This is a genomic window from Paenibacillus sp. MY03 (genome assembly GCF_002165585.1).
Taxonomy (GTDB): domain Bacteria; phylum Bacillota; class Bacilli; order Paenibacillales; family Paenibacillaceae; genus Pristimantibacillus; species Pristimantibacillus agaridevorans.
In genome coordinates this window covers 105687-131541 of sequence record NZ_MXQD01000014.1, presented here as the reverse complement: position 1 = coordinate 131541, position 25855 = coordinate 105687, and the positions used below count along the sequence as shown (strand labels likewise).

The following is a 25855-nucleotide window of genomic DNA, read 5'->3' as shown; positions in this document are numbered from 1 at the left end:
AGATGGTGATGAAATTGAAATTAAAAGGAATGACATGGTCTCATGAGCGCGGCTTGAACCCATTGGCAGCCGCCTCTGAGGCGTTCCGCAAGCTGGAGCCTAACGTCGAGATTGAATGGGACGCGCGTTCTCTGTCTGATTTCGAGCTGTATCCGCTGGAGCTGCTTGCAGATACCTATGATCTCATTATGATTGATCACCCCCATATAGGAACAGCAGTTGCGAAGGGACTGCTGTTGCCCTTGAATGATCGGGTAGAGGAGGCTTTTCTGAAGGATCAGGAGCTTCATTCGACAGGATTAAGCTACGCCAGCTATACGTATGAAGGCAAGCAGTGGGCGCTGCCTGTGGATGCAGCAGCTCAAGTCAGCGCCTACAGACAGGATTTGCTGGATCAGGTCGGTCTATCGCCTGCCCGAAGCTGGAGCGACGTGCTCGCCATCGCCAAGAAACTGCCCAAAGGGCAGTCAATTGGCCTACCGCTTGTGCCAGTGCATGCGTATTCAACTTTCTTCACGTTATGCGCGCAGCTGTCGAACCGGGCCTATTGGAGTGAAGGTCTTGATCTTCCTATGGAGGTAGGCGAGCAGGCGCTTGCGCTTATGGAAAGCCTGATGCCGTATGTACATTCGGAATCGGTGCATCAGGATCCCATTCAAATGCTGAATCTTATGGGTACCAGCAATGAAATAGCGTACATTCCGCTTATCTACGGGTATTCCAATTATGCGAGAGTCGGCTTTCGACCGTACCTGGCGAGCTTCGGCAACATTCCATCTGACAGCGGCGTGCCAAGCGGCAGCATGATTGGCGGTGTAGGGCTTGCGATTTCGTCGCAATGCCGGCATTCTGACATCGCTGCCAGTTTCGCCGTTATGGTCGCTTCACCAGAGTTCCAGCGCACCTCGTTTTTCCTGAATGACGGTCAGCCAGGCCATCGGGAGGCATGGCTGGACCCCGAGGTGAATCGTCTCTCCGGCGGCTTCTTCAAGAACACGCTGGACACATTGACACACGGCTCCATGAGACCGCGTTTCCATGGCTATATCAGCTTCCAGGAGCAGGCTGGCAATCTGATTCGGTACCGCCTGATGAATCAGGCGCCGGAGCGGAGAACGGTTATTCAAACCTTAAACGAAATGCATATACAGGTTAGACGAGAGCATCAGGAAACGGGGATGTGAGCAGAATGAAGCTGCTGGAGGATATTGTTGTACTGGATTTCAGCCAATATCTGGCAGGTCCTGTCTCAGCGCTTCGGTTAGCCGATTTGGGGGCGCGAGTCATCAAGATCGAAAGGCCGAACGCGGGTGATGGAAGCCGCCAGCTGACATTGTCAAATCTAAGGGTAGACGGAGAGAGCACCGTATTCCAGTCTATGAATCGGAACAAGGAAAGCTATGCTGCCAACCTGAAGGACCCCTCTGATCTCGCAAAAGTAAAACGGTTGATCCAGCAGGCGGATGTCATCATTGAAAATTTTCGCCCCGGCGCTATGGAGAAGCTCGGTCTTGACTATGAATCGGTCAAGGCGCTGAATCCTGGCATTATATACGGCAGCATTACTGGCTACGGCGTGGAAGGCCCTTGGAAGAACAAGCCGGGTCAGGATTTGCTGGTTCAATCTATGTCCGGCTTAGCCTGGCTGAACGGCGACGGCGAGCAGCCGCCTGTTCCCTTCGGATTAGCAACAATTGATTTGCATACCAGCTCCGTATTTGTTCAGGCATTGCTGGGCTTGCTGTACAAGCGAGAGAAGACCGGTCAGGGCGGACTAGTGGAGATCAGTCTGATGGAGGCGGCTCTGGATTTCCAATTCGAAGTGCTGAGCGCTTATATGAACAAAGAGCCGAGAGAGCTGCCCAAGCGAAGCAGGTTCCGGAATGCCCATGCTTACCTTGGCGCGCCATATGGCATCTATGAAACAAAGGATGGCTATATCGCGCTGGCTATGGGCTCCATTCTGACATTAGGCGAACTGCTGCAGTGCGAAGAGCTGCTCGTCTATACGGAGCGGTCAGCTTGGTTCGATGAGCGGGACACCATTAAGGGAATATTGAATCGTCATCTGAAGACGAGGTCGACAAAGGAGTGGCTCGATATTCTCGAGCCGGCCGATTATTGGTGCGCTGAGGTGTTCGATTGGGAGCAGACTCTTCAGCATGAAGGCATCAAGGTGCTGGATATGTTCCAGGAGGTCGTAAGGCCAAGCGGCGAGGTGTTCAAGACGACGCGTTACCCGGCAAGGGTGAACGGACAGCTGCTCAAGCATGAGAAAGGAGCGCCTCCAGTCGGCGAGCACACGGTACGAATTAATAGGGACTTCGGTCTTGAGGGTTCGGTGGACAACGATGGAGGGAGGTAAGTCGATGGACAACAACGATATTCGATATGAGGTTGACAATTATGTAGGAACGATTACGCTTGCCAGACCGGGCAAGCTGAATACCGTCACGCGGGCGATGGGCGAGCGGCTCAGCGAGCTTTGTCAGGGGATCAACAAGGATAAGGGCGTACGAGTCGTCGTTCTCACCGGCGAAGGCGAGAAGAGCTTCTCCGCCGGCAGCGACATTGATGTGCTGGATGATTACGGAAGTCCATGGGATCTGCGTAATCGAGATGATTATTGTATGGCGATTCGCAGCATTCGCAAGCCTGTCATCGCTATGGTTAATGGGTATGCCATTGGCGGAGGACTGGAGCTTGCGCTGCAGGCCGATATTCGTATGGCGTCATCCAATGCCAGGTTCAGCGCAGCTGAAATTAAGCTGGGCTGGATCGGAGGCAGCGGAAGCACGCAGTTGCTTCCGAGAATTGTAGGTGCAGGCAAGGCTGCGGAGATGGTGTTGACGGGGAGGCTGTTGTCAGCGGAGGAAGCTTTGCGTTGCGGATTGGTTGAGCAGCTCGTGGAGCCTGGTGAGCTGAAGAAGCTGGTCTACGAGACGGCAGGCGCCATCGCGGCATATAGTCCAATCGCTGTTGAGAACGCGAAGCTTGCACTTCGAGCGGCCATGAATATGCCGCTTGACGCAGGCCTGCAATATGAGAACAGCCTGTTCTCCTTCTGCTTCACGACAGAGGACGCGCAGGAGGGCAAGGCTGCCTTTAAGGAGAAGAGAGCTCCGCAATTCAAGGGCCAATAATAATAGAAGCGAAAGGGAGATGGAGCACAATGATGAAGGGCAATCGCAATGGACAAGACTATTATCGTTTATATATAGACGGTCAATGGGTGGAGGCATCATCGGATCGGCTGATTGAGGTGCAGAACCCGGCGAATGAAGAGGTGATTGGACGGGTAAGCGATGCCTCTGCCGAGGATGTGCAGAAGGCGCTGGAATCGTCCGAGCGGGCGCAGCAGGCGTGGCAGGCGCTGCCTGCCGTGAAGCGTGCGTCTTATTTGGTCAAATTGGTGGAGAAGGTGAAGGAGAAGCGCGAGTTCCTAGCCAAGCTGCTGGTGATGGAACAGGGCAAGACGTATCGTGAGGCGCTCGGAGAAGTGGAAGATACGATGGCTTATATGATGTTCGCCGTGGAATCCGCCAACAAAATTAAAGGCGATATTCTTCCTTCCAATAAGGAAGGCGAGATGCTGCAGATTCGCAAGGTGCCATATGGCGTCACTATTGGCTTATGCGCATGGAACTATCCGCTGGCCTTGATCGGCAGGAAGCTTGGACCGGCGCTTGTGACGGGCAATACGATGATCATTAAGCCGCATGAGCTTACGCCAATCGCTTCGGCCGAGTTTTTTAACCTGATTCATGAGGCAGGCTTCCCTCCTGGCGTTGCGAACTTCGTGACAGGCACAGGCGCGGAGGTGGGACAGCTTCTGGTGAGCAGCCCAATTACGAAGATGGTAACGGTAACCGGCAGCGTACGCGCGGGTCAGCAGATCTACAAGGCGGCTTCCGACAACATTACCGCATTGTCTCTGGAGCTGGGCGGCAAAGCCCCGTTCATCGTATTGGAGGATGCTGATATTGACCAAGCGGCGGCAGCGGCTGTCTCAGCCCGATTCGCGAACTGCGGGCAGGTATGTGTGTGCAATGAGCTGGTGCTTGTTCACGAGAAGGTGGCCGAAGCCTTCACAGCCAAGCTTCTGGAGCATATGAAGGCTATTAAAGTGGGGGATCCTTTCGACAGCACTGTAACGATGGGGCCTAAGGCGAATGGCAATGATCTGCAAAAAATTGACGACATTGTTCAAGAAACGGTAGCCCAAGGCGCCAAGGTAGCCTTTGGAGGCAAGCGTCCTAGCGGCGGCATCTTCGATAAGGGCTATTGGTATGAGCCGACTGTCCTTGTTGATGTGAAGCCGGACATGGCAGCTGCGCAGAAGGAGATATTTGGCCCGGTGCTGCCGATTGTAAAAATTAAAAGCTTCGAAGAGGCTATCAAAATTGTAAATGCAAGTGAACTAGGCTTGGCCGCCTATCTGTTCACGAGCGATATCAAAAAGATGATGCACGGTACTGACGTCATTCAGGCAGGCACTGTATTCGTCAACCAAGGTATGTCGGGCTGCATGCAAGCCTACCACAGCGGTCACAAGCTGAGCGGTCTTGGCGGTGAGGATGGCGAATATGGACTTGAGGGGTACATGCAGAAGCGAACTGTTTTCATTAATTATAAGTAATTGTCGTCAGATTGGCCTGCGGTCTACCGACCGCAGGCTGATTCCTTATTAGGAATAGGTGGTGAAGGATAAATGCTGCAAGGCTCGCGCATACGAGCTAATGAGAGGCTGATTGACGAAATGAATGCAACAACTCCGCCTTACGGCACCCTTGCGATCTGGCTGCTGGGCCAGGAGAGCATTGTGGTGAAGGGGGACGGCATCCTTCTCTACTTCGATCCCTTCGTATCCGATGATGTGAGGAGCAAGTTGGGTCTCCAGCGATTGTATGAGCCGCCGCTTGTTCCAGCCGATATTACGAATGCTGCTGTCAGTCTCATTACGCATGACCATGAGGATCATCTGGATGCCGGTACGATGAAGGTTATCTGTCATAGCAGCCCGGACAGCCTTGTTGTCGCTCCCAAATATTGCGCCAGCACGATTGTGGAACTTGGCTTTGCGCCTCATCGTGTCTTCAATGCCCATACAGAGGAGCCTCTGTCGCTGCTTGGCGATCAGCTTCAAGTATGGTCTATACCGGCCATGCATGAGCAGTTCGAGGTTGACGCTGGCGGGGAGCATCGGTATGTCGGATACGTCATCCGATTGAATGGCGTGACCCTGTATCATGCGGGAGATACGCTGGTCTATGACGGATTGGCCGCACGGCTGCGGAGTGCGTGCATAGATGTAGCCTGTCTGCCTATTAATGGACGCGACTATTATCGCGCCAGCCGGAATATTGCCGGCAATATGAATTATCGGGAGGCAGCGGAGCTGTCTTGGGAGATTGGCGCGGACACCGTGATCCCTCTTCATTATGATACGTTCGATTGGAATACAGAGAAGCCGGGCTCGTTCGTGCAGTATGTATACGAGCAGTATCCGGAGCAGAAGTGTCATCTGTTGGCGCGCGGGGAACGCTTCATCTATGTGTCGAGCTTCGCATTTATGAATGAGAATGAACCAAGGGAGAGATAGCGAGATGAGAGGAATTCCTTTTATACAGGACTGGAAGTTTATGCTGGGGGAGCCGGAGTCTCCCCATTTGCTGGCAACGGATGATACCTCATGGCGAACACTGGATCTGCCCCATGATTGGAGTGTGGAGTTCCCGTTTGATCAGGAGAAGGGGGAAGCCTGCACCGGCTATCTGCCCGGGGGAATTGGCTGGTATCGCAAGCGCTTCACGTCCACGCCTGAGATGATCGGAAGCAAGATCATCATCAACTTCGACGGCATCTATAATCGGGCAAGCATCTATTGCAACGGGCAGCTTGTACGGTTCCATCCCTACGGCTATTCGCCATGCCTGGTGGATATAACGGATTGCCTGCATGCTGAGGGCGAGGACAATCTCATTGCGGTGAAGGTCGATCATTCCCGCTACGCGGACAGCAGATGGTATACGGGCTCCGGCATTTATCGGAAGGCAGCCATTCATATTATGCCTAAGCTTCATATCCCCGTGTGGGGCACCTATTACACGACGCCGGTCGTCGATGATGCGTTTGCTGTTGTACGTGGGGTCATCACCTTGCGGAATGATGAAGCGGGCCTGCAGCAAGCGGAACTGATCGGCAGCCTCTTCGGACCGGATGGTCAGCTTGCAGCCAAGGAGAGAGTGAGCTGCTCTCTGGCAGGTAATCAATCAGAGGAGCTTCAGATGGAATGGAAGATTCCGAATCCGGAGCGATGGGAAATTCATGATGGCAAGCTGTACCGCGCAATTGTTGAGGTAGTGGGAGACGGACGGACCATCCAGACGGTAGAGGATCGTATAGGCATACGAGAGTTCCGATTCGATGCCGACAAAGGCTTCTTTTTTAATGGAAGGAACACGTTAATTAAAGGGGTCAATCTGCATCATGATGGCGGGCTTGTTGGCGTGGCGGTGCCTCTGGATGTATGGAGACGCAGGCTGGAGACGCTGAAGGCATGCGGATGCAATGCCATCCGGACAGCCCATAACCCAGCCTCGGAGGACTTCCTGGATCTATGCGACGAGATGGGCTTCCTGGTGCAGGAGGAGTTCTTCGATGAATGGGATAATCCGAAGGATAAGCGCAGCAACGGCGGGGAGCAGCGGGTGGATTATATTACGCGGGGGCATGCCGAATATTTCCGCGAGTATGCCAAGCAGGATCTGCAGGACACGGTGCTGCGGGACCGGAACCATCCTTGTATTTTCCAATGGAGCATAGGCAATGAAATTGAATGGACGTTTCCGAAATATAATGAAGCGACCGGCTACTTCGGCATGAATGCATCTGGCAATTATTTCTGGACACTTCCGCCGAACAGCAAGGATAAAATTCGCGAGATCATTCAGGGGCTGCCAAGAGACGCCTATGACATTGACAAGACAGCCCGGCTCTTGACACGCTGGACCAAGGAGCTGGATACAACGAGACCCGTTACAGCGAATTGCATTCTGCCCAGCGCAAGCTACGAAACGGGCTATATCGACGAGCTGGATATTGCAGGGTACAGCTACCGCCGGGTGATCTATGATTACGGACATCAGCATTATCCCGACAAGCCGATACTGGGAACGGAGAATGTAGCCCAGTGGCATGAATGGAAGGCGGTGCTGGAGAGAGAGCATATTCCAGGCATCTTCCTCTGGACAGGCATCGATCATATGGGCGAAGCCATTCAGAAGCCTTGGCCGCGGAAGGGCTCCAATCTTGGTCTGCTGGATTTCGCCGGGTTCCAGAAGCCTTCCTATCATATGTTCAAGAGCTTATGGAATGAAGAGCCGCATGTCCATCTCGTCACGCAGGCTTTGGAGGAATCCTTGTATCGCCTGAATGAGGCCGGTGAGCTGGTGGAGAAGGTGCCTGGCGGCTGGCAGGAGAGAGTGTGGTTCTGGCATGACGTAAATTCCCATTGGAACTATAGGGATGGAGAGCTGGTTGTGGTCGAGGTATATTCCAATTGCGAAGAGGTTTCCTTGTATTTGAACGACACCTTGCTTGCCGCCAAACGCCTGGAGCAGTTCGAGGACCATATCTACAAATGGGCAGTGCCTTATGCCGCAGGAGGGATGCGAGCTGTCGGCAAGCGAGCCGATGAATCAACCTCTGCCAGTATTCATACGGTAGGCCCTCTTCATACCATTCAGCTGCTTGTGGACAAGGACACCCTCCAGATTCATCCCGATCATGTCGTTCATGTAACCGTTCAGCTATTGGATGAACAGGGGCATGCCATTACGAACCAAAATGTTGAGCTTGCCTTCGAGGTGGAGGGTGAATGCCGCATTCTTGGGGTAGACAATGGCAGCCCTGACAATGTGCAGCCTTATCAGAGCACAAGCCTTGTGACAGAGCTGGGCAGAGGACTGCTCCTTGTACAGGGCACCAAGCCAGGCGAGCTTGCGATAAAGGCGATTTGCACTTCTATCCAAGCCGTATCCAATACCTGTAAGGTTAAAGTTGTCGAATAGGCCTCGCGCGAGTCGATAGAAACTTGTTTCGATTTTAATCGGAAAAATCCAACAATATGGCGAATTGTTTCAATTATTTGCGGGATAAGCCGTGATACGATTCTATTATCAATTCGATATCCCATGAGGAGGCAACAAGAATGAAGCTGGTACACATTCAATTAGAGGGCAAGTTAACCTGCGCGGTTGCGGGAGAGCAAGGGATTCTGCCGATTGAAGCGAGCCTGGAGGACGTTATTGCCGGAAGGGCTGATGCAACGGAGCTTGCCGCTGCAAGCCATGGTGAGTGGCTGCCGGAGCAAGAGGTAGTGTTCGCACCCTCCATACCGGCAGGGAAAAAAATTATTTGCATCGGTCTTAATTACAAGAAGCACGCGGAGGAGGCGGGACTCCCCGTACCTCAGGTGCCTATTCTGTTCAACAAATTCTCCAATGGCCCCGTCGGACATGGAGCGGAAGTGGGGCTTCCCGCTCAAGCGGTCAAATACGATTACGAGGCTGAGCTGGGCATCGTGATCGGCAAGACGGCCAGAAACGTCAAACAAGAAGAAGCGCTGGATGTCGTATTCGGCTACTGCAACGTCAATGACCTGTCTGCGCGTGATCTTCAGATGCGTACGAGCCAGTGGATGCTTGGCAAAATATTAGACGGCTTCTGTCCGGCTGGCCCTTATCTTGTCACAGCGGATGAAGTAGGCGATCCCAACGTGTTGGATATTAAGCTATATCTAAACGGGGAGCTGCGGCAGAGCTCGAACACGAGAGACATGATTTTCACCGTTCCAGAAATTATTCAATACATCTCCCAATATATGACGCTGGAGCCTGGCGACCTTATTCTTACCGGGACGCCTGAGGGCGTGGTGGCCGGTTATCCGGAAGAACGTCAGGTTTGGCTGAAGGACGGGGATGTCGTCACCGTTAAAATTGAGAAGCTCGGAGCCTTGACCAATGTCATGAAGGGATGCTGATCGATGAAAGCCTTGGTTATCCGCAACCCGCATCATATGCAACTGGAGGAGATGGAGGCCCAGCCGTTAGGTCCTCATGATGTTCGAGTTCGATCCAAGGCCGTCGGCATCTGCGGGACGGATCTCGAAATTTATGAAGGGCAGATTTCCTCCGATTTCGTGAAGTATCCCGTTATACCTGGACATGAATGGAGCGGAATAGTCGTAGAATGCGGCACCGAGGTGACAAGCGTCAGGCCAGGGGACAGGGTCATTGCCGAAGGCTTATTGTCATGCGGCAGCTGCGCCTACTGCCGAGAAGGTCGGACGAATCTCTGCCATCAATATGATCAGCTTGGCTTTACCCGCCCTGGCGGCGGGGCGGAGTTGGTCATTGTTCCTGCCCGAGCCGTCCATCTTATCCCGGCTGAAGTCTCCTATGAAGCTGCTGTATTAATCGAACCGGCTGCGACGGTGCTTCGCGGCATTACGAGAACGCCAATTCAGCCTGGAATGAAAGCGGTTATTATTGGACCTGGTACGCTTGGTTTGTTGACCGTACAGCTATTGAAAGCTTTCGGCGTGGATTCCATCTGTCTGATCGGACGGAGGAATGAGCAGTTGGAGCTAGGACGAACAATCGGCGCTTCGCATTTCGTCAACAGCCGCATTATGGACGTGCACGCCGCCATCCAAGTATGGACAGAAGGGCAAGGCGCTGACCTCATTGTCGAGACATCTGGCAGTGAAGAGGCGGTCAGGCTTAGCATGGAGCTGGCGCGCAGCGGAGGCCATATTGTGCTGACTGGTGTCGCTGGAACAGGCAAGAAGCTAGTCGTGGAGAGCGATTATATGATGCTGAGAGATTTGACTGTGCATGGCATCTTCTCCTATACGACGAAGTCCTGGCATCAAGCGCTGAAGCTGTTGGAAGCCCACAAGCTGGAGCTGGAAGTGCTTATTACGCATCGCTTCTCTATTGACCAATACGAGGAGGCTTTTGAAGCGCTGCGGAACAAGACGAAGCCAACAGTCAAAATCGTCATGCTACATGATGGAGAGGAGTTGGCACCATGATTCTGGGGTCTGCAAACGAGGTGAGAGCTTACCTGCTGAGTGTGGAGTGGCTGACCGCTGACGAGCCGAGTGTCATTACCGAACTTAGCGGAGGCGTAAGCTGTCAGGTATGGAAGATTGTAACAGTCCGGGGGCGATGGGTGTTAAAGCAAGCTCTTCCTCAGTTAAAGGTTCAATCGGAATGGTTCTCAGATGTAGCTAGAATTGAACGGGAGCAGGAGGCGATGCTCGCCATGTACCCCCTGCTGGATGTTGGTCAAGTTCCCTCAATCGTCTATCAGGATAAGGATGCGTATCTATATATGATGACCTGCGCGCCAGAAGGAGCGGTAACCTGGAAGTCACAGTTGCAGGAGGGACACTTCAGGACAGAAACGGCAGAGGCTGTCGGAAGGATGATGCGGAGGATGCATGTGGCAAGCCGAAGCCTTCCGATGGAGAGCATCGATTCACTTCAGGATATGAAGTATTTTGATGAGTTGCGCATCGATCCGTTCCATAATGAACTAGCCAGGAAATACCCTGAGCTGCTTGGCCCTATTGAGGACTTGAAGCGGGAAGTGACGGAGGTTGGCCGTTGCTTTGTGCATGGCGACTTTTCGCCCAAAAACATACTGGTTGCGGGATATGATGAGGTCATATTACTTGATTATGAGGTCGGACATTGGGGCAACCCGGTGTTCGATCTGGCCTTCTGTATCGGCCATCTCGTACTGAAGGGAATAGCATACGGGCGTGAGGAGGATGCGAGGCGGAGCATTGAAGCGTTATTATCTGGTTATGGTGCCGTCCCTTCAGGACTCATGAAGCATCTAGGCCTTATGCTGTTGGCAAGGATAGATGGCAAATCGCCAGTGGAGTACATCACGAATGCCGCGATGATGGAGCATGTAAGTTGGTTAGGCAAGCAATGGTTGTTAAGTTCGAGCAAGGAGCAGGCAAGAGAAGTAATTGCGCAAGGTTTGGGAGTGAGGGTCGGCCATGGCCAAAATTAAACATGTTATCGGGAGAGAAATACTGGATTCACGGGGATACCCAACCGTAGAGGTCGATGTTGTCCTGGAGAGCGGACATCGCGGGCGTATGATGGTCCCGTCAGGCGCATCGACAGGCAGATTCGAAGCATGGGAACTTCGGGACGGCGAGCCTGCACGCTTCCAGGGCAAGGGAGTACGGAAGGCCGTTGACCATATCAATCATGAGCTGTCGAAGGCTGTTGCAGGTGTCGAGGCGGGAGAACATCATATGCTGGATCAGCTGCTTGTAGAACTTGACGGCACGCCTAACAAATCGAGAGTGGGGGCCAATGCGATTCTTGGCTTATCCTTTGCAGCAGCTCATGCCCAAGCGGCAGCCGAAGGCCTGCCCTTGTATCGCTATTTCGCCAACCGGTTTCTAGCTGAAGGAGATACGCCTGCTCTACCGCTGCCTATGGTCAATATCATTAGCGGTGGTTTGCATGCCGGGGGCAATATTGATATACAGGATTTTCTCATTATGCCGGTAGGAGCTTCCTCCTATCCGGAGGCTCTGGAAATGATATCTGCCGTTTACTTCCGTACGCAGCGCTTTCTAGCAGCCAAGGGCTATCAATCCCGCCTGCTCGCGGATGAAGGGGGATTCGGACCTGCCCTTGGCAGTCATGAAGAGGCGCTGGATATATTGTGCGAGGCGATCGAAGCATGCGGCTATAAGCTGCGAGATGATATGGCGATTGCACTAGATGTTGCAGCCTCCCATTTCTACGAAGAGGATAAGGGTATATACCGGCTGGGAGCGGATCATCGAATGCTGCAGTCCGAAGAAATGGTAGCGCTGCTGGAGTCATGGGTAGACAGGTATCCCATAATCTCGATTGAGGATGGACTAGCTGAAGAGGACTGGAGCGGCTGGGTGCTGCTTACGAAACGTCTTGGCCACAAGATCCAACTAGTGGGAGACGATCTATTTACTACCAACCGGGAGCGAATTCAGAGAGGAATTCTGGAGAAGGCGGGCAACGCTGTTCTTGTAAAGATGAATCAAATCGGTACGTTATCGGAGACTGTGGAGGCGATCAAGCTCGCCGAATCCTCGGGCTTGTTAACCGTTATATCTGCTCGATCCGGCGAGACTGAGGATTATACGCTGGCGGACCTTGCAGTGGGGCTGAACGGCGGTCAGATTAAGATCGGCTCTGTAGCTGGTTCCTCGCGGCTCGCCAAATATAATCAGCTGCTCCGAATTCATGAAGATATCGGCAGGCATTATGCGGGAAGGGCCGCATTTCAAGGGAGGTTCGAGTAATGAAGATAACGGATATAGAGCTGTTCCAGATTGAGCCTAGATGGCTGTTTGTGAAGATCAGCACGGACACGGGCTTGGAGGGCTGGGGCGAGCCCATTCTGGAAGGCAGGGCCTCCACCACCAGGGCGGCGGTTGAGGAGCTGAAGGATTACCTGATAGGGAAGGATCCGCTGAAGATCGAGGATCTCTTCCAGGTCATGTACCGCGGCGGCTTCTATCGGGGCGGTCCCATCCTCATGAGCGCGATCTCAGGTATCGAGCAGGCATTATGGGATATCAAGGGCAAATACTACAACGCGCCGATCTACGATCTTCTTGGCGGCTCGGTACGCGACAAGATCAAGGTGTACGCCTGGATTGGCGGAGATCGGCCAAGCGATGTGAGCAATCATGCCCTGATGCAGGTTGCCCTGGGCTTCAAGGCGCTGAAAATGAACGCAACGGAAGAACTTCATTATATAGACGATTATAGGAAGATCGACCAGGCCGTTGAGCGGATGCAGGCTGTGCGGGCTGCGGTGGGGCCGGATGTCGGCATTGCGGTTGACTTCCATGGCAGGGTGCATAAGACGATGGCCAAGATTCTTGTAAAGGAGCTGGAGCCGTTCAGACCTATGTTTATTGAGGAGCCTGTGCTGCCGGAGCATAACGAAGCGCTGAGGGACATTGCTAGAATGACGAATACGCCGATTGCAACGGGCGAGCGTATGTATACGCGCTGGGGCTTCAAGCAGCTGCTACAGGATGGATATGTAGATATTATCCAACCAGACCTCTCCCATGCAGGCGGTATTCTGGAGACAAAGAAGATCGCAGCTATGGCGGAAGCATACGATGTCAGTCTGGCGCCGCATTGCCCGCTTGGACCGATCGCGCTGGCCTCATGCTTCCAGGTCGACAATTGCACGCCGAATTTCGTTATTCAGGAGCAAGGGTTAGGCATTCATTATAATCAAGGCAGCGATGTTCTCGGCTACTTAAAGGACCCGGATGTATTCCAATATGAAGCGGGTTATGTGCGCATGTCCGGCAAGCCTGGCCTCGGTATTGAAATCAATGAAGCTGCGGTCAGAGAAGCGGCCAAAAAGGGGCATAACTGGCATTCCCCTATCTGGCGCAACGAAGACGGCTCCTACGCGGAATGGTAAATAAGAAGGACAGGGGGAGAAAGTATGGCTGAAACGATGCGAGCGTTATTGTATGAAGGTCCCCGGCAGCTGGAGCTTCGTACCATGGAGATTCCCCAGCCCGGGGAACACGAGGTGCTTGTACGTGTTCACTGGGCGGGCATATGCGGCTCAGAGCTGAGCGGCTATCTGGGACTTAACTCGCTCAGGAAGCCTCCGCTTGTGATGGGGCATGAATTTGCGGGAGTGATCGAGCAGGCTGGCACCCGAGTGGAGGGACTTCAGTCAGGTGATCGGGTGACAGCTAATCCTCTGATCTCCTGCGGGATCTGTATGGATTGCTACAGCGGTAGGGCGAACCTGTGTCCAAAGCGAAGTCTTGTCGGAGCAGGCAGGCCAGGGGCGTTCGCCGAATATGCCGTTGTTCCTGCCGGGAACATTCACGTGCTTCCTGAATCCGTTTCATTAGACGCTGCTGCGCTAGCGGAGCCGTTTGCCTGTGCGGTTCGTATTGCCCGCTTGGCCGCGCTGGAGCCATCAGACAGTCTGTTCATTGCCGGTGCTGGGCCTATTGGCCTGTTTGTGCTCCGGGCTGCGCAGCGGTATGGCGTTCAGCATACAGCGGTTATGGATTTAAATGCGGAGAGGCTTGGCATTGTCAGGGCAATGGGAGGTATTGCCGTCTCCTGTGATGAGGATCTGGCCAGAGTGACACCGGCGCGAGGCTTCGACAAGTGCGTGGATGCTGTCGGCATCGATGCCACCAGGCAGCAGTGTATGGGTATCGCCAGACCAGGCGGTAGAGTGGTGTTCTCAGGTCTTCATACGGCAGACAGTGTTGTGCCCGTCAATACCGCTATTCGCAACGAGCTCACGATGCTGGGCTCCTTCGGCTATAATCCAATCGACTTTCAAATCGCGCTCAAGTGGATCGAAGAGAGCGGCACTGGCCTGGAGAGATGGACTGTGCATGAGCCGCTGGAGAATGGCAAGGCATGCTTTGACAAGCTACTGAGCGGTCCGGGCTCCGTAGCCAAAATATTGTTAGATCTGAGCTAAAAGAATGGGGCGTTAATAAATGAAGCCTAATTTTGTCGTATTTGTTGTCGATCAGATGCAAGCTCGCACAATGTCTCTGCATGGCCATCCAGACGTGCATACGCCGAACTTGGATCAGCTGGGACTTGAAGGCGTGTCCTTCACCAGAGCCTATTGCAACAATCCCGTATGTATGCCTTCGCGTGCAACCTTGCTGACAGGCCTCACTCCCAGGCAGCACGGCTGCTTGACGAATGGCAATGCTGTCCCTGAAGGGCTGCCTACGCTGCCGGGGACGCTCGCAAAGGCTGGATATCGGACACATGCCATAGGCAAGCTTCATCATCAGCCAATCGGCTCCGTCAACAAGGGCGAGGAGATGGCATTCTCATGGGAGAGCAGAGCGCGGTGGGAGGCTGGAGAAATTACCGCGCTGCCAATCGATTACTACGGCTATCAGATGACGGAGCATGTAGGCGGGCATGTCGACTGCTACGGCGATTATTTGACATGGCTGGAGAAGGAGCTGCCGGGAGGGAAGGAGCGTTTGCTGCGGGCGGGAGCCTACGAGAAGAATAGCCTGTACGAGCAGAATTGGAAGATTGACCTGCCTGAACCGCTGCATTACAACCGTTGGATAGCTCGACGCTCAGCGGCATTCCTGGAAGGTCTTCAGCAGGAGGATCTCTTCTATCTCTGGTGCTCCTTCCCTGATCCGCATCATCCATTCGCGGCCTGCCGTCCTTATAGTGAGATGTATGATCCGCAGTCGCTGACGTTGCCGGAGGACTGGAATGAAGAAGCGGATTCCATCGATTGGCTAAAAGGCTTAAGGACCGTTCATCCTGGGCACTCGCAGTTCGATGAAGCCACGCTGAGGAACATATTAGCACAGACCTACGGCATGATTTCGCATGTGGACAGCTGTATAGGAGAGGTGCTGGACAAGCTGAAGGAGCGGGGGCTCTATGATAACACTATCATTATCTTCATGGCCGATCATGGAGAATATTTGGGCTCCCACCGGTTGCTGACCAAGGCAGAGTGGCCCTGGGAGGAGCTACTGAATGTCCCGTATATATGGAGAGTTCCCCAGGCTATTAGGCAGGGCGTCTATCGTGACCGCGTCGTGAGTCTGCTGGACTTCGTGCCGACCATTCTGGACTTCGCTGGTATTGATCAGGCTGTCATGGATATGCGCGGCATATACAGCGCACCGCCACTTGGCTTGCCGGGGCGCAGTCTGCGCGCTGCCGTCGAAGAGGGCAAGGAACTGCCTGCCCGTCCGGCACTCGTGGAATACGATGAGGATTGGTATGCGCCTGAGACGACCCGAATGCGCACACTCGTTGCGGAGCAATATAAATTAACAGTGTATATAAATTCCGATGAGGGGCTGCTGTTCGATCTGGCGGCAGATCCTCGTGAGCAAAATAATCTATGGAATAATCCTGAATACGCTCACGTTCGTTGTATGATGACAGAACAGCTTCTGCGGGAGCTGATTCGTACCGACCGTTTCGATACACTTCGGATAACAGGAGCATAAGCGGCCGGCCTGGGCTGTCTGGAAGAGTGGTTACATCACTTTTCTGGACAGCTTTTCTATTTGTTCCATTTACATAGGGTATTGACGTAATGTAATGGCAGAATTATAATAAAAACGAAACGAGTTTCGATTATTAGTATGCTAGTCATAATGTTGAATAGTAGTTTCGAAAACTCATCATTTTTATAAGTGATTTGTAATCGCTTGCAAGGAAGGGGTGAGCTTGAGTAATTAGGTGAGTGTTCATAAAGTGCAGTCTCCATCACCGGCTAATACAGAAAGAAGGAGTGCTTGTTGTGGAAAATGTGAATGAAGTCCGGCAGCTGGACATACCCGACATCAAGCGCGGGACGCCATTGAAGCAAAAAGCCTCAAGGCTGCTGAAGAGTTACCAGCTATATTTGTTTGTGCTTCCCGCTGTCTTGTATTACGTGCTCTTCCATTATGTGCCGTTATACGGCATTCAGATTGCCTTCAAAAACTTCCTGGCCTTCAAGGGCATAGCGGGCAGTCCATGGGTGGGTCTGGAGCATTTCGAACGTTTTTTCCGTTCCTTCGAATTTACGAGAATTATTTTGAACACGATCAAGCTTAGTGTCCTGCAGCTCGTTGTAGGCTTCCCAGCTCCTATCATACTCGCACTGATGCTTAATCAGCTCATGCACAAGAGGTTCAAGAAGTTTGTGCAGACCGTCATTTATGCGCCTCACTTTATTTCGACGGTAGTTATTGCGGGCATGTTGTTTTTATTCCTGTCGCCGGATACGGGCATGATCAACAAGCTCATCGGATTGTTTGGCGGCGAGCCGGTATTTTTTATGGGTGATCCCGACTGGTTCAGGCCCGTGTACGTGCTATCGGAGATTTGGCAGAACACAGGGTGGGGCACGATCATTTATCTGGCAGCGCTTACGACGATTAGTCCCGAGCTCCATGAATCGGCGGTCGTGGATGGCGCGAACAAATTTCAGCGGATTCTGCATATTGATATCCCCGGCATTATGCCGACGGCCGTTATTCTGTTAATTCTGAGCACGGGCAATATTATGAGTCTCGGCTTCGAGAAGGTCTATCTGCTGCAAACGCCGCTTAACCTGCCCTCATCGGAGATTATTTCCACCTATGTGTACAAGACGGGCCTGGTTGGCGCGCAATATAGCTTCTCGACCGCTGTAGGATTGTTCAACTCAATTATCAATTTCATCATTCTCATCACAGTCAACCAAATTGCCAAAAAAGCTTCCAATACATCGTTATGGTAAGAAACGGGGAGGTTCAATATGTTTAAACGCAGTCTAGCAGACATCTGGTTCGATCGAGTGAATATGCTGTTGATTTTGACCGGATTGGCCATTATTGTCTACCCCCTCTACTTCGTTGTGCTGGCCTCAGTGACGGACCCTGGTGCTGTTCAGATGACCCTGTTCTGGCCGGAGAAGTTCAGTCTGGAGGGCTACAAGAAGATACTGGACAGCGACAACTTGTGGGTGGGCTACAAAAATTCTTTTGTATACGCAATCTTAGGAACGATTATCAATTTATGTCTGACCCTTCCTGCAGCCTACGCCCTGTCGCGGAAGGATATGAAGGGCCGCAGTACGATTATGCTCGTTATTACGTTCACGATGTTTTTCAGCGGTGGACTTATTCCTACCTACTTAACGGTCAAGGAGCTTGGCCTGCTTGACTCGGTCTGGGCGATGGTCATCCCCAATGCGGTAGGCGCATGGAATCTCATCATTGCTCGAACGTTCTTCCAGTCTACGATTCCGGATGAGCTTCTGGAGGCGGCGAAGATTGACGGCTGCTCCGATGCCAAGTTTTTTTGGAAAATGGTGCTTCCCCTGTCTCAGGCGCTTATTGCGATTATGGTGTTGTTCTACGGCGTTGCGCATTGGAATTCCTACTTCAACGCATTGATCTACCTGCGGGACCAGGAGCTGTACCCCCTGCAGCTCGTGCTTCGATCCATTCTTATCGAGAATCAGATTAGCAACGACATGATGACGGACCTGTCCTCCATGGGGGACCGACTCCGAGCGGCGGAACTAATCAAATACGGCATGATTATTATTGCGGCGCTGCCGTTGCTTATTCTGTATCCTTTCCTGCAGAACTATTTTGTAAAAGGCGTCATGATAGGAAGCATCAAGGGGTAATGGATGGAGCCGTTATAACGGAAGGGAGGTGCATGCCAGACAACTTTGTTGGTTTGCTGTAGTTAATGTAAGCGCATACGAATGCAAAATTAGGAGGTCATCGATTTGAACAATCGGAGAAAAAAACTGTTGGTATCCTTTCTTTCAGTCATTATGAGCTTATCTGTTCTAAGTGCTTGTGCAGGAAACAACACTAAAAATGCGGAGCCATCCAAGGAGCCGAATCAAACGGAAGCGTCGAAGACGCCTGAAACAACGGACGGAGGGGCTGAGCAAGGTGTATTCCCGTTAGCGGAGAAGGTTACGCTCGAGATGGTAACCTGTAAGCACCCTAACAACGGGCCGTTCGAGGAAATGGATTTCTTCAAGCAATATGAAGAGAAAACAAATGTGCAGATTGAATGGACAGACATCGAATTTGCGCAATGCGAGGAGCAACGCAATCTGATTCTGGCAAGCGGCGAGCTGCCGGATGCGTTCTACGGCACACTTGCACTGACAGGCAATGACGTGATTAACTATGGCGGCCAAGGCATGCTGGTTCCTTTGGAGCAATACATCACGAAGGAAACGATGCCTAATCTGACGGCGTTGATTGAACAGAATCCGAAGTACAAAGCGATGCTGACAGCGCCGGATGGCCATATCTATTCGCTGCCAAGCATCCGCGAGCTGATGCTGTGGCTCTCTCCCGACATGATGTATCTGAACAAGGAATGGCTGGACAAGCTGGGACTTGCCGTTCCGACAACTACGGATGAGCTGCGGATCGTTCTGGAAGCATTTAAGACAAAGGACCCGAACGGCAATGGCAAAAATGACGAAATTCCATTCTCCTTCCTGTGGGATTTCGCGAATTATAACGTAATGGGCATCGGCTCGTTGTTCGGCAGCTTCGGCAGAGCGGATTCTGCCAACCATATCTTCGTCGAAGATGGCAAGGTGGTCTTCTCTGCGAAGGAACCGGAGTACAAGGAAGCAATTCAATATTTCCACACCTACATCAAGGATGGATTGTTTGATAAAGAGAGTCTTGCGCAGGACCGCAATCAGCTAGTGGGCAAAGGAAGCGGAACAGAGCAGCGCCTGGGCGGATTCTTCTCTTGGAATGCCTTCTCGGTTGTCGGTGTCGACAATGATCCGAAGTATGTGGTGGTTCCAGCTCTGAAAGGACCAAACGGCGATCAAGTGTGGAGAAAGTCTTTGAATAATAATCAAGGCGTGAATCCTTTTGCATTCTCGATGACAGCCGCTAACAAGCATCCAGAGCTTACGATGCAGTGGATTGACTTGTCCTACGCAACGGATACGTCGATCGAAGCAGGCTGGGGACCAATCGGAACAACATTGGAAGACAAAGGCGGCACCTTGACGCTCAAGGAAGCGCCGGCTGGCATGACAACGGACGAATATGTATTCAAGACGGCGCCAGTTGAAGCTCCTTATGCTATTTTAGAAAATACGTATGGAACTCGTCTTGCTATGGCTGACAAGGATAAAGTGAAGACAGATGGCATTAAAGAGAATTATTTGCCTTATATGACATCGGAGACGTTTCCTGGCGTATTGTTCACGGCTGAGGAGTCTCAAAAAATTAAAGTGCTGGATACTGACATTAACAGCTACGTGAACCAAACAAGCGCCAAGTGGCTGCTTCAAGGCGGAGTAGACGGCGAATGGGACAAATATCTGGCCGATCTGGAAAAAATGAAGATTGACGAGTTGATCAACATTTATCAAACGGCGTACGACCGCTTTAAGAGTGCCCAACAATAATCGCAAACAACTGAGAGCTTTCCCTGGTATTCTTGTTCCCGGGGGAAGCTCTCCACTTTCGACGCATGAATAGAAGGGATGGTGCATCAATTTTGAAAGCGTATTCAAAAATTAAACAAGGGTTGACTGCCTTTTTGAGTGCGGCCGTACTGATCGTATCTTGTCTTGCTACTGCCGGGGGGGTCAGTTATGCAGAAGAGGCAAGCGACGAGCTTCCTGTAAACATTCGAACCGACAAGGCTGATTTCGATACAATTTCAGCCGTTGCCGAGCATTACAAAAATAAGTTCGGCAATAATGCGGTGGCGTATTTCAACAGCATTAACGGCGAGAGCCGCGTTCAGCGCATTAACTTTCTGCAATACCCGGATGGGCATTATTTGCAGATTAGTGGCGAAGTAACGATTGATATTCCTGTAATGAATGCGAAAGTGTGGCGTCTGTTCGGTGACGTGCGCTTCGAGGGTACCGTTGCGCAAACGATGGAGCTTTTTGTCATTGATCCCAATGGTGTGGAAACACAGTGGACGGTATTCCAGAACGGTGGCTGGAATGACCGCATAACCGGGTTATATACAAACTATACGAAGATGGGCTTCCAGGAAGACAACCCAACGGAGGGGATTACCCATCCTTGGCTGATTAAGGATACGAACGGCGATATTATCTATGAAGGCTACAAAATGAAAATCGTCGGAAACGGAACGCTGCGCAGCGTCTATCACTGGGAAGAAGAAGGCGTTCCGCTGGAGTTTGATACTTCCGCATGGACCGTTCTTGGAGGAGACAAGGATATTCTGAATGTGTCCATTGATGTGGATGCGCTCACAAATTTAAGCATGAACGGCCTCAATAAGCTGCCAGAGGAAGTGTTCAAGCGTTATCATGTGAACAGCGGTCCGATCGGATTAGAGCAAGCGGGCGGCGAATTTACAGTGCTAGACGAGGCCTATCACAGAACGACACATGATTATGGATTTACTCCCGGCCGCGGCGCGTTTCATTACAAGTTGATGACCAGTTGGGCCGGTCTCAAGGAGGATACGACGCATCCTGGATATGCAGACTTTACAGAAACGAATCAAGTCTATACTAAGAGTCAGCTTGCCATCGACAAATTCGAAAGTCTGTATCCATCCATGGGCAAGGATTATGTTCTGACGCTGGATGGCTGGCCGAGGTGGATGTGGGAGGACCCTGATTCCGGGCAATCGGAGCATTTTGGTACACCGTCCCGTGCCAACTTCGATGCTGCTGCCGACGCATCAGCCAAGCTGATTAAAAGCATCGATACAAGATTTGACGGACTGGGTCCCAAGTATGTGGAAGTTAAGAACGAATCAACGATCCCGCAGGAATGGTGGTTCTTACAGTCGGAGCCCGAGCAGGCGTGGAGCTACTTATCTGAGTTCCATAACAAGGTAGCTTCTGAAGTGAAGGCGGAGAATCCGGATGTTCTGGTCGGCGGACCATCAAGCGCATTCATGTATCTGGAGAAAAATGATTTCAATGAAGCACGTGCGCAACTGAAATTTATGGATGACACCAAGGATTCGCTGGATTGGTATTCGCATCACTTCTATGAAAACGCCAACCTGTTCATTCATGACAGAGAAAACAACTCGGATGGCTTCCTGAGCGGACGATTGGAAGCGGTGCTTGATCTGCTTAATGCTCATATGGCGAATACAGATAACGTAAAACCCATCTATATTACGGAGGAAGGCACTTATAATACGGCTGGAAGCGACGCGGACTACTTCCAGAAGCTCGTTGCCTTCAATGGCTACATGCTGCGTTTCATCAATTATTCCGATACGATTGGCATGCTGGTTCCGTACTTGTATCCCATCATTAACTGGCGCCCCAACTCCACGGGTACGTTCTACAAATATAATGAAGCACAAAATGGATTATTGGAAGAAATGACGCCAATGGAAGCTTATCTGGATATGTGGAAGGATTATCGCGGTGCGTTTCTTCCTGCTGAAGCGGATCAAGAGCGTGTCTTCACGAATGCGGTTCGCTACAATGACAAGGTGTATGTCGCGGTTCACAATCTGAATTCGCAGCGCGTCAACCTGGATCTGAATGTGTTCGCGGGAGACGCCAACATTGCTGGCGTAACGCGCAAGCATTTCTTCCTGGAGAAGGGCGACCTGACCTATGAAGAAGAGAATGTAACGGATTTGGACAATGTGTATATGCGAGTGCAGGAAATGAGCGTATTCGAGATTACGCTGGATTCCAACCCGGCGTTCACCAAAACATGGGAGAGAGAATTTGCATATGCTCCTCAGGAACTGGTGCCGACAAGCATAAGTACACCTGCTCAATTTACGGTTCAAGCGCGGCCTGCCAATCTCGCCAAAGCGACTCTCCGTATTGGCTTCGGCAAGACGGGCAGCGGGTTTGCGGAGGATATGCAAGTGGTTGTAAATCCTAATGATACGGCTAATAAGCAAAGCTTCAGCAAGGATCTAGCCTACACGAACAAGCCTGGCAACCTGCTGACCTTTACGGAATTTGAGCTGGATGCCAGCAAGCTTCTGGCGAACAATACAATTGACATTTCACTTCCGGACGATGACGGATATATAACAAGCGTACAAATCATCGAGTACCACGAGCAGTCGGCTCCGACAGGCGTCGCCACGAGCGCGCTTGCGGGTCCCATTGTGGACGCTAAGTCCAAGCTTGCGTCTACTATTATCTCGTCAACAGGCACTGAGGTTGAGCCGGGTAAAAAATGGGTGAAAAAGCAGTACCGCGACACGCTCAATATTGAAGTAACCAAAGCTGAGGTTGTTGCACAGGATGCCTTGGCGGCAACTGACGAAGTGACAAAAGCTCTGGCAAATTTGGCCAAGGCGGCTAGTATTTTTGATCAATATACGAAAACAAAATCGTCGCCTACCGGCAGTCGAGGGGCCAAATTCTCCTTCGAGGACGGAGAAGCGGCAGCCTATACGCATAATGTAAATGCTGTGACGGCATCGACAGGCGCGCAAGGCGCAACGGACGGCAGCAAGGCGCTTCAAGCGGAGTTTACGACCTTCACATCCTACGCTTGGGATACGACGGGTTCTTACTCGGCCAATCTGGACTTCGCGGCGCCGGAGGAGGGCTGGAGCCTGGGAGCTGCTCCATTCTCCTTCGATGTCACAAATCTAAGAAGCTACGCGACGCAGCTGCGAGTAGAAATTACGGACACCTCTGACGTGAAAGGCACCTATTATTATACGCTGGGGGCAGATGCTTCCCGAAGCATCAGCATTGCTGATTTTGGCGTTGCCGGAGGCACCTGGCTCGGGGACGGCAATTTCCCGAGAAGTGCAGCAATTGATACTGAGAATATTAAAAATATTCGATTGTATGTATTTTCTCCAACGGCTACTTCGGTTACGAATGCAGCGCTGGCCTTTGACAATATAATAATTGGCAGTGTATCGGACCCCGGGCCAGGCCCTGTCAATCCGAATGGTCTATTCGTATCCTTCGAGGACCAGGAAGAGGTCCCTTACTCGTACAATAATCAGGTCATTACATCTTCCAGATCGGAGCAGGGAGCGACACATGGCAGTAAGGCGCTACATGCGGAGTTTACTTCCTTCACAGCATTCGATTGGGATACGAGCGGCAAATATTCCGGCAGCATAGACTTCACTGCGCCTGACGAGGGCTGGAGCCTGGGCAGCAAGCCGCTTCAATTGGATGTTGCGAATCTCGTGAACACAGGAGCCCAGCTACGCGTGGAGGTTGCCGATGTTCAAGGGAATAGAGGCATTTATTATTTTGCCATAGCGCCCAATCAAGCACGAACGCTTACGATATCCGAATTTGACATCTCTGCGGCTAGCTGGCTGGCAGACGGCTATTTCTCAAGAACTGCGGCAATTGACACCACCATGCTGAAATCTATTCGCTTGTATGTATTTGAGCCTACAGCTGTAACCGTGGGACATGCGAAGCTTGCTTTCGATAACATCATGATAGGCAGCAGTCCGGTCCAGCCAACAGATGAGCAGTTGGCAGCCGAAGCAGCCAATACGTTATCGACAGCCTCGTTAACATTCGCGGAGGGAGACACAGCGCAAGCCGTAACAGGAGCTATTGCATTGCCTTCTGCTGGCCTGCATGGAGCAAGCGTGGCATGGGCTTCCAGCCATCCTTCGACAGTGGCGGCTAACGGGACGGTGGTTCGACCTCAGCATGGAAGCGGGAATCAGGTTGTGACGCTGACTGCTACCGTCACAATTGGAGCGGCAAGCGCAAATAAGGCCATTACAGTAACTGTGGTGGAGCAAGCTGAGACTCCTCCTCCGCCAATCATTCATGTACCAGTGCCAACAGCTCCGCCAGCAGCGAGCACTGAGGTTCTCGTGGATGGCAAGAAGCTGGACAAGATTGCAAGCTCGGTTACTACGAACGAGGCAGGGCGCATCGTGACAACGATTACGGTCGACCAGCAGTTGCTTAAGAATAGTCTGAGCACTATAGCGAATAACGCTGTTCTTACCATTCCTGACGCGAGCGGCTCCCCTGTTGTGAATGGCAAGCTTAATGGGGCGATCGTGAAGGATCTGCAGCAGAAAAATGTGGTGCTTGAGCTTCGAACAGCCGCTTACTCCTACAAGCTTCCTCTTGAGGAGCTTCAAATGGATAATATTATCAAGGAGCTTGGCTCTGATGTGTCGCTGGAGGACCTGATCATCAATGTAAGGATCAGTCAAGCCGATGAAGAAACCCAGCAGGTGTTGGAGCAGTCGGCTGAGCAAGACGGATTTACGGTGGTGGCCTCTCCTGTAGAGTTCCATATTACCTACACTTACGAGGATCAGACAAAAGAGATTCACACATTCAACTCCTTCGTGGAGAGAACGATCCTTATTCCGGAAGGCGTGGATCCCAATGAGATCACCACGGGGGTAGTAGTGGAAGAGGATGGAACCGTTAGAGGGATTCCAACTAAAGTGGTGGGACAGAATGGCAGCTATTATGCTGTGATGAATAGCTTGACGAACAGCACCTACGCGGTGATCTGGAATCCTGTGGCTTTCCAGGATGTATCCGGTCATTGGGCGGAACAGGCTGTAAATGACTTAGGCTCCAGATTGATCATAGCTGGGGTTGACGGCAACCGCTTTGAGCCGGATCGCTCTATCACCCGCGCCGAGTTTGCCGCGATTCTGGTAAGAGCTCTGGGACTTCAGGCAGAGGCAGGAGAGTCGGTGTACGCGGATGTTGCCCAAGGCAGCTGGTATGAAGCCTATCTCAATACGGCGACAGCATACGGCTTGATTCACGGCTATGACAATGGTGAATTCAGACCTCATGATCTCATCACGCGTGAGCAGGTTATGAGCATCATGGAACGAGCTATGGCGCTCACGGGGCTTGATTCTGTAGCAGAGATGATAGATGCGGATGAGCTGTTGTCCAGCTTCAAGGATGGCTCCGAGGCGGCAGCCTACGCCAAGAGCGGCATTGCAGCCAGCATCAAGGCAGGTCTCGTGCTGGGCAGAAGCGAGCAAGTGCTTGCTCCGAAAGCAGCTATCACAAGAGCAGAAGTCGCGGAGGTTGTTCGTAGACTTCTGGAGCAATCTGATTTAATCTAATCAACAGAGAACTTTTTGAACATGAACTATAAGTAGTATTGTTGAGAGGCCTCTATATGGAGGCCTCTTGCATTTTAGGAAGAAAGGGCGAAGAAGCATGAATCGGTATGAGGTTATTTGTAAAGTTCAGGATGGATATTCGGTTGTCGAGCTGCGAGATACAGAGCGTGGAGATTTTGCGCAGCTTGTGCCGGAGGTGGGCG

The 25855-nt window shown here is 51.9% G+C and carries 17 protein-coding genes; all 17 read left to right on the top strand.

Annotated features, from left to right (window positions below; genetic code table 11):
* Positions 1-8: 8 nt before the first annotated feature.
* Positions 9-1184, top strand: coding sequence for an ABC transporter substrate-binding protein (locus B1748_RS16240; RefSeq protein WP_247740848.1), 1176 nt, complete (start codon positions 9-11; stop codon positions 1182-1184).
* Between the two features lie 5 nt (positions 1185-1189).
* Positions 1190-2365, top strand: a complete 1176-nt coding sequence (locus B1748_RS16235) for a CaiB/BaiF CoA transferase family protein (RefSeq protein ID WP_087568975.1) — start codon at positions 1190-1192, stop codon at positions 2363-2365.
* 4 nt (positions 2366-2369) lie between these two features.
* A complete protein-coding gene (locus tag B1748_RS16230; protein WP_087568974.1) occupies positions 2370-3143 on the top strand; it encodes an enoyl-CoA hydratase/isomerase family protein in 774 nt (257 codons plus the stop codon).
* A gap of 29 nt (positions 3144-3172) precedes the next feature.
* Positions 3173-4639, top strand: a complete 1467-nt coding sequence (gene aldA / locus B1748_RS16225) for an aldehyde dehydrogenase (RefSeq protein WP_087568973.1) — start codon at positions 3173-3175, stop codon at positions 4637-4639.
* A 120-nt stretch (positions 4640-4759) separates the two neighbouring features.
* The gene (locus B1748_RS16220; protein WP_256975714.1) at positions 4760-5602 is read left to right on the top strand and encodes an MBL fold metallo-hydrolase; all 843 of its coding nucleotides are present in this window, start codon (positions 4760-4762) and stop codon (positions 5600-5602) included.
* 4 nt (positions 5603-5606) lie between these two features.
* Complete coding sequence (locus B1748_RS16215; RefSeq protein ID WP_087568971.1) at positions 5607-8072, top strand: glycoside hydrolase family 2 TIM barrel-domain containing protein; 2466 nt, start codon at positions 5607-5609, stop codon at positions 8070-8072.
* Between the two features lie 140 nt (positions 8073-8212).
* Positions 8213-9043, top strand: coding sequence for a fumarylacetoacetate hydrolase family protein (locus B1748_RS16210; protein ID WP_087568970.1), 831 nt, complete (start codon positions 8213-8215; stop codon positions 9041-9043).
* Between the two features lie 3 nt (positions 9044-9046).
* The gene (locus tag B1748_RS16205) at positions 9047-10099 is read left to right on the top strand and encodes a zinc-dependent alcohol dehydrogenase (protein WP_087568969.1); all 1053 of its coding nucleotides are present in this window, start codon (positions 9047-9049) and stop codon (positions 10097-10099) included.
* Positions 10096-11094 (top strand): phosphotransferase family protein, encoded by a 999-nt coding sequence (locus B1748_RS16200; protein WP_087568968.1) that lies wholly within the window; start codon positions 10096-10098, stop codon positions 11092-11094. Before B1748_RS16205 ends, B1748_RS16200 begins: the two co-directional genes overlap by 4 nt.
* The gene (gene eno, locus B1748_RS16195) at positions 11081-12385 is read left to right on the top strand and encodes a phosphopyruvate hydratase (RefSeq protein ID WP_087568967.1); all 1305 of its coding nucleotides are present in this window, start codon (positions 11081-11083) and stop codon (positions 12383-12385) included. Before B1748_RS16200 ends, eno begins: the two co-directional genes overlap by 14 nt.
* A complete protein-coding gene (dgoD, locus tag B1748_RS16190) occupies positions 12385-13533 on the top strand; it encodes a galactonate dehydratase (RefSeq protein ID WP_087568966.1) in 1149 nt (382 codons plus the stop codon). Before eno ends, dgoD begins: the two co-directional genes overlap by 1 nt.
* Positions 13534-13557: 24 nt before the next feature.
* Entirely contained in the window at positions 13558-14571 is a 1014-nt protein-coding gene (locus B1748_RS16185; RefSeq protein ID WP_256975713.1) for a zinc-dependent alcohol dehydrogenase, read from the top strand.
* Between the two features lie 19 nt (positions 14572-14590).
* Positions 14591-16099 carry a sulfatase family protein gene (locus B1748_RS16180; RefSeq protein ID WP_087568965.1) on the top strand — a complete coding sequence of 503 codons (1509 nt, stop codon included), beginning with the start codon at positions 14591-14593 and terminating at the stop codon, positions 16097-16099.
* A 305-nt stretch (positions 16100-16404) separates the two neighbouring features.
* Complete coding sequence (locus tag B1748_RS16175) at positions 16405-17361, top strand: ABC transporter permease (RefSeq protein ID WP_373271280.1); 957 nt, start codon at positions 16405-16407, stop codon at positions 17359-17361.
* Positions 17362-17379: 18 nt separating this feature from the next.
* Positions 17380-18258 (top strand): carbohydrate ABC transporter permease, encoded by an 879-nt coding sequence (locus B1748_RS16170; RefSeq protein WP_087568963.1) that lies wholly within the window; start codon positions 17380-17382, stop codon positions 18256-18258.
* Between the two features lie 105 nt (positions 18259-18363).
* Positions 18364-20034: an extracellular solute-binding protein gene (locus B1748_RS16165; RefSeq protein WP_256975711.1), complete on the top strand. Its 1671-nt coding sequence runs from the start codon at positions 18364-18366 to the stop codon at positions 20032-20034.
* Between the two features lie 92 nt (positions 20035-20126).
* Positions 20127-25652 carry an S-layer homology domain-containing protein gene (locus B1748_RS16160; protein ID WP_179215618.1) on the top strand — a complete coding sequence of 1842 codons (5526 nt, stop codon included), beginning with the start codon at positions 20127-20129 and terminating at the stop codon, positions 25650-25652.
* The last annotated feature ends 203 nt before the right edge of the window (positions 25653-25855 follow it).

Bases quoted from the DNA above. Each gene is read 5' to 3' on its own strand.
- B1748_RS16240 (WP_247740848.1), top strand. From the start codon at position 9: ATGAAATTGAAATTAAAAGGAATGACATGGTCTCATGAGCGCGGCTTG.
- B1748_RS16235 (WP_087568975.1), top strand. From the start codon at position 1,190: ATGAAGCTGCTGGAGGATATTGTTGTACTGGATTTCAGCCAATATCTG.
- B1748_RS16230 (WP_087568974.1), top strand. From the start codon at position 2,370: ATGGACAACAACGATATTCGATATGAGGTTGACAATTATGTAGGAACG.
- aldA (WP_087568973.1), top strand. From the start codon at position 3,173: ATGATGAAGGGCAATCGCAATGGACAAGACTATTATCGTTTATATATA.
- B1748_RS16220 (WP_256975714.1), top strand. From the start codon at position 4,760: ATGAATGCAACAACTCCGCCTTACGGCACCCTTGCGATCTGGCTGCTG.
- B1748_RS16215 (WP_087568971.1), top strand. From the start codon at position 5,607: ATGAGAGGAATTCCTTTTATACAGGACTGGAAGTTTATGCTGGGGGAG.
- B1748_RS16210 (WP_087568970.1), top strand. From the start codon at position 8,213: ATGAAGCTGGTACACATTCAATTAGAGGGCAAGTTAACCTGCGCGGTT.
- B1748_RS16205 (WP_087568969.1), top strand. From the start codon at position 9,047: ATGAAAGCCTTGGTTATCCGCAACCCGCATCATATGCAACTGGAGGAG.
- B1748_RS16200 (WP_087568968.1), top strand. From the start codon at position 10,096: ATGATTCTGGGGTCTGCAAACGAGGTGAGAGCTTACCTGCTGAGTGTG.
- eno (WP_087568967.1), top strand. From the start codon at position 11,081: ATGGCCAAAATTAAACATGTTATCGGGAGAGAAATACTGGATTCACGG.
- dgoD (WP_087568966.1), top strand. From the start codon at position 12,385: ATGAAGATAACGGATATAGAGCTGTTCCAGATTGAGCCTAGATGGCTG.
- B1748_RS16185 (WP_256975713.1), top strand. From the start codon at position 13,558: ATGGCTGAAACGATGCGAGCGTTATTGTATGAAGGTCCCCGGCAGCTG.
- B1748_RS16180 (WP_087568965.1), top strand. From the start codon at position 14,591: ATGAAGCCTAATTTTGTCGTATTTGTTGTCGATCAGATGCAAGCTCGC.
- B1748_RS16170 (WP_087568963.1), top strand. From the start codon at position 17,380: ATGTTTAAACGCAGTCTAGCAGACATCTGGTTCGATCGAGTGAATATG.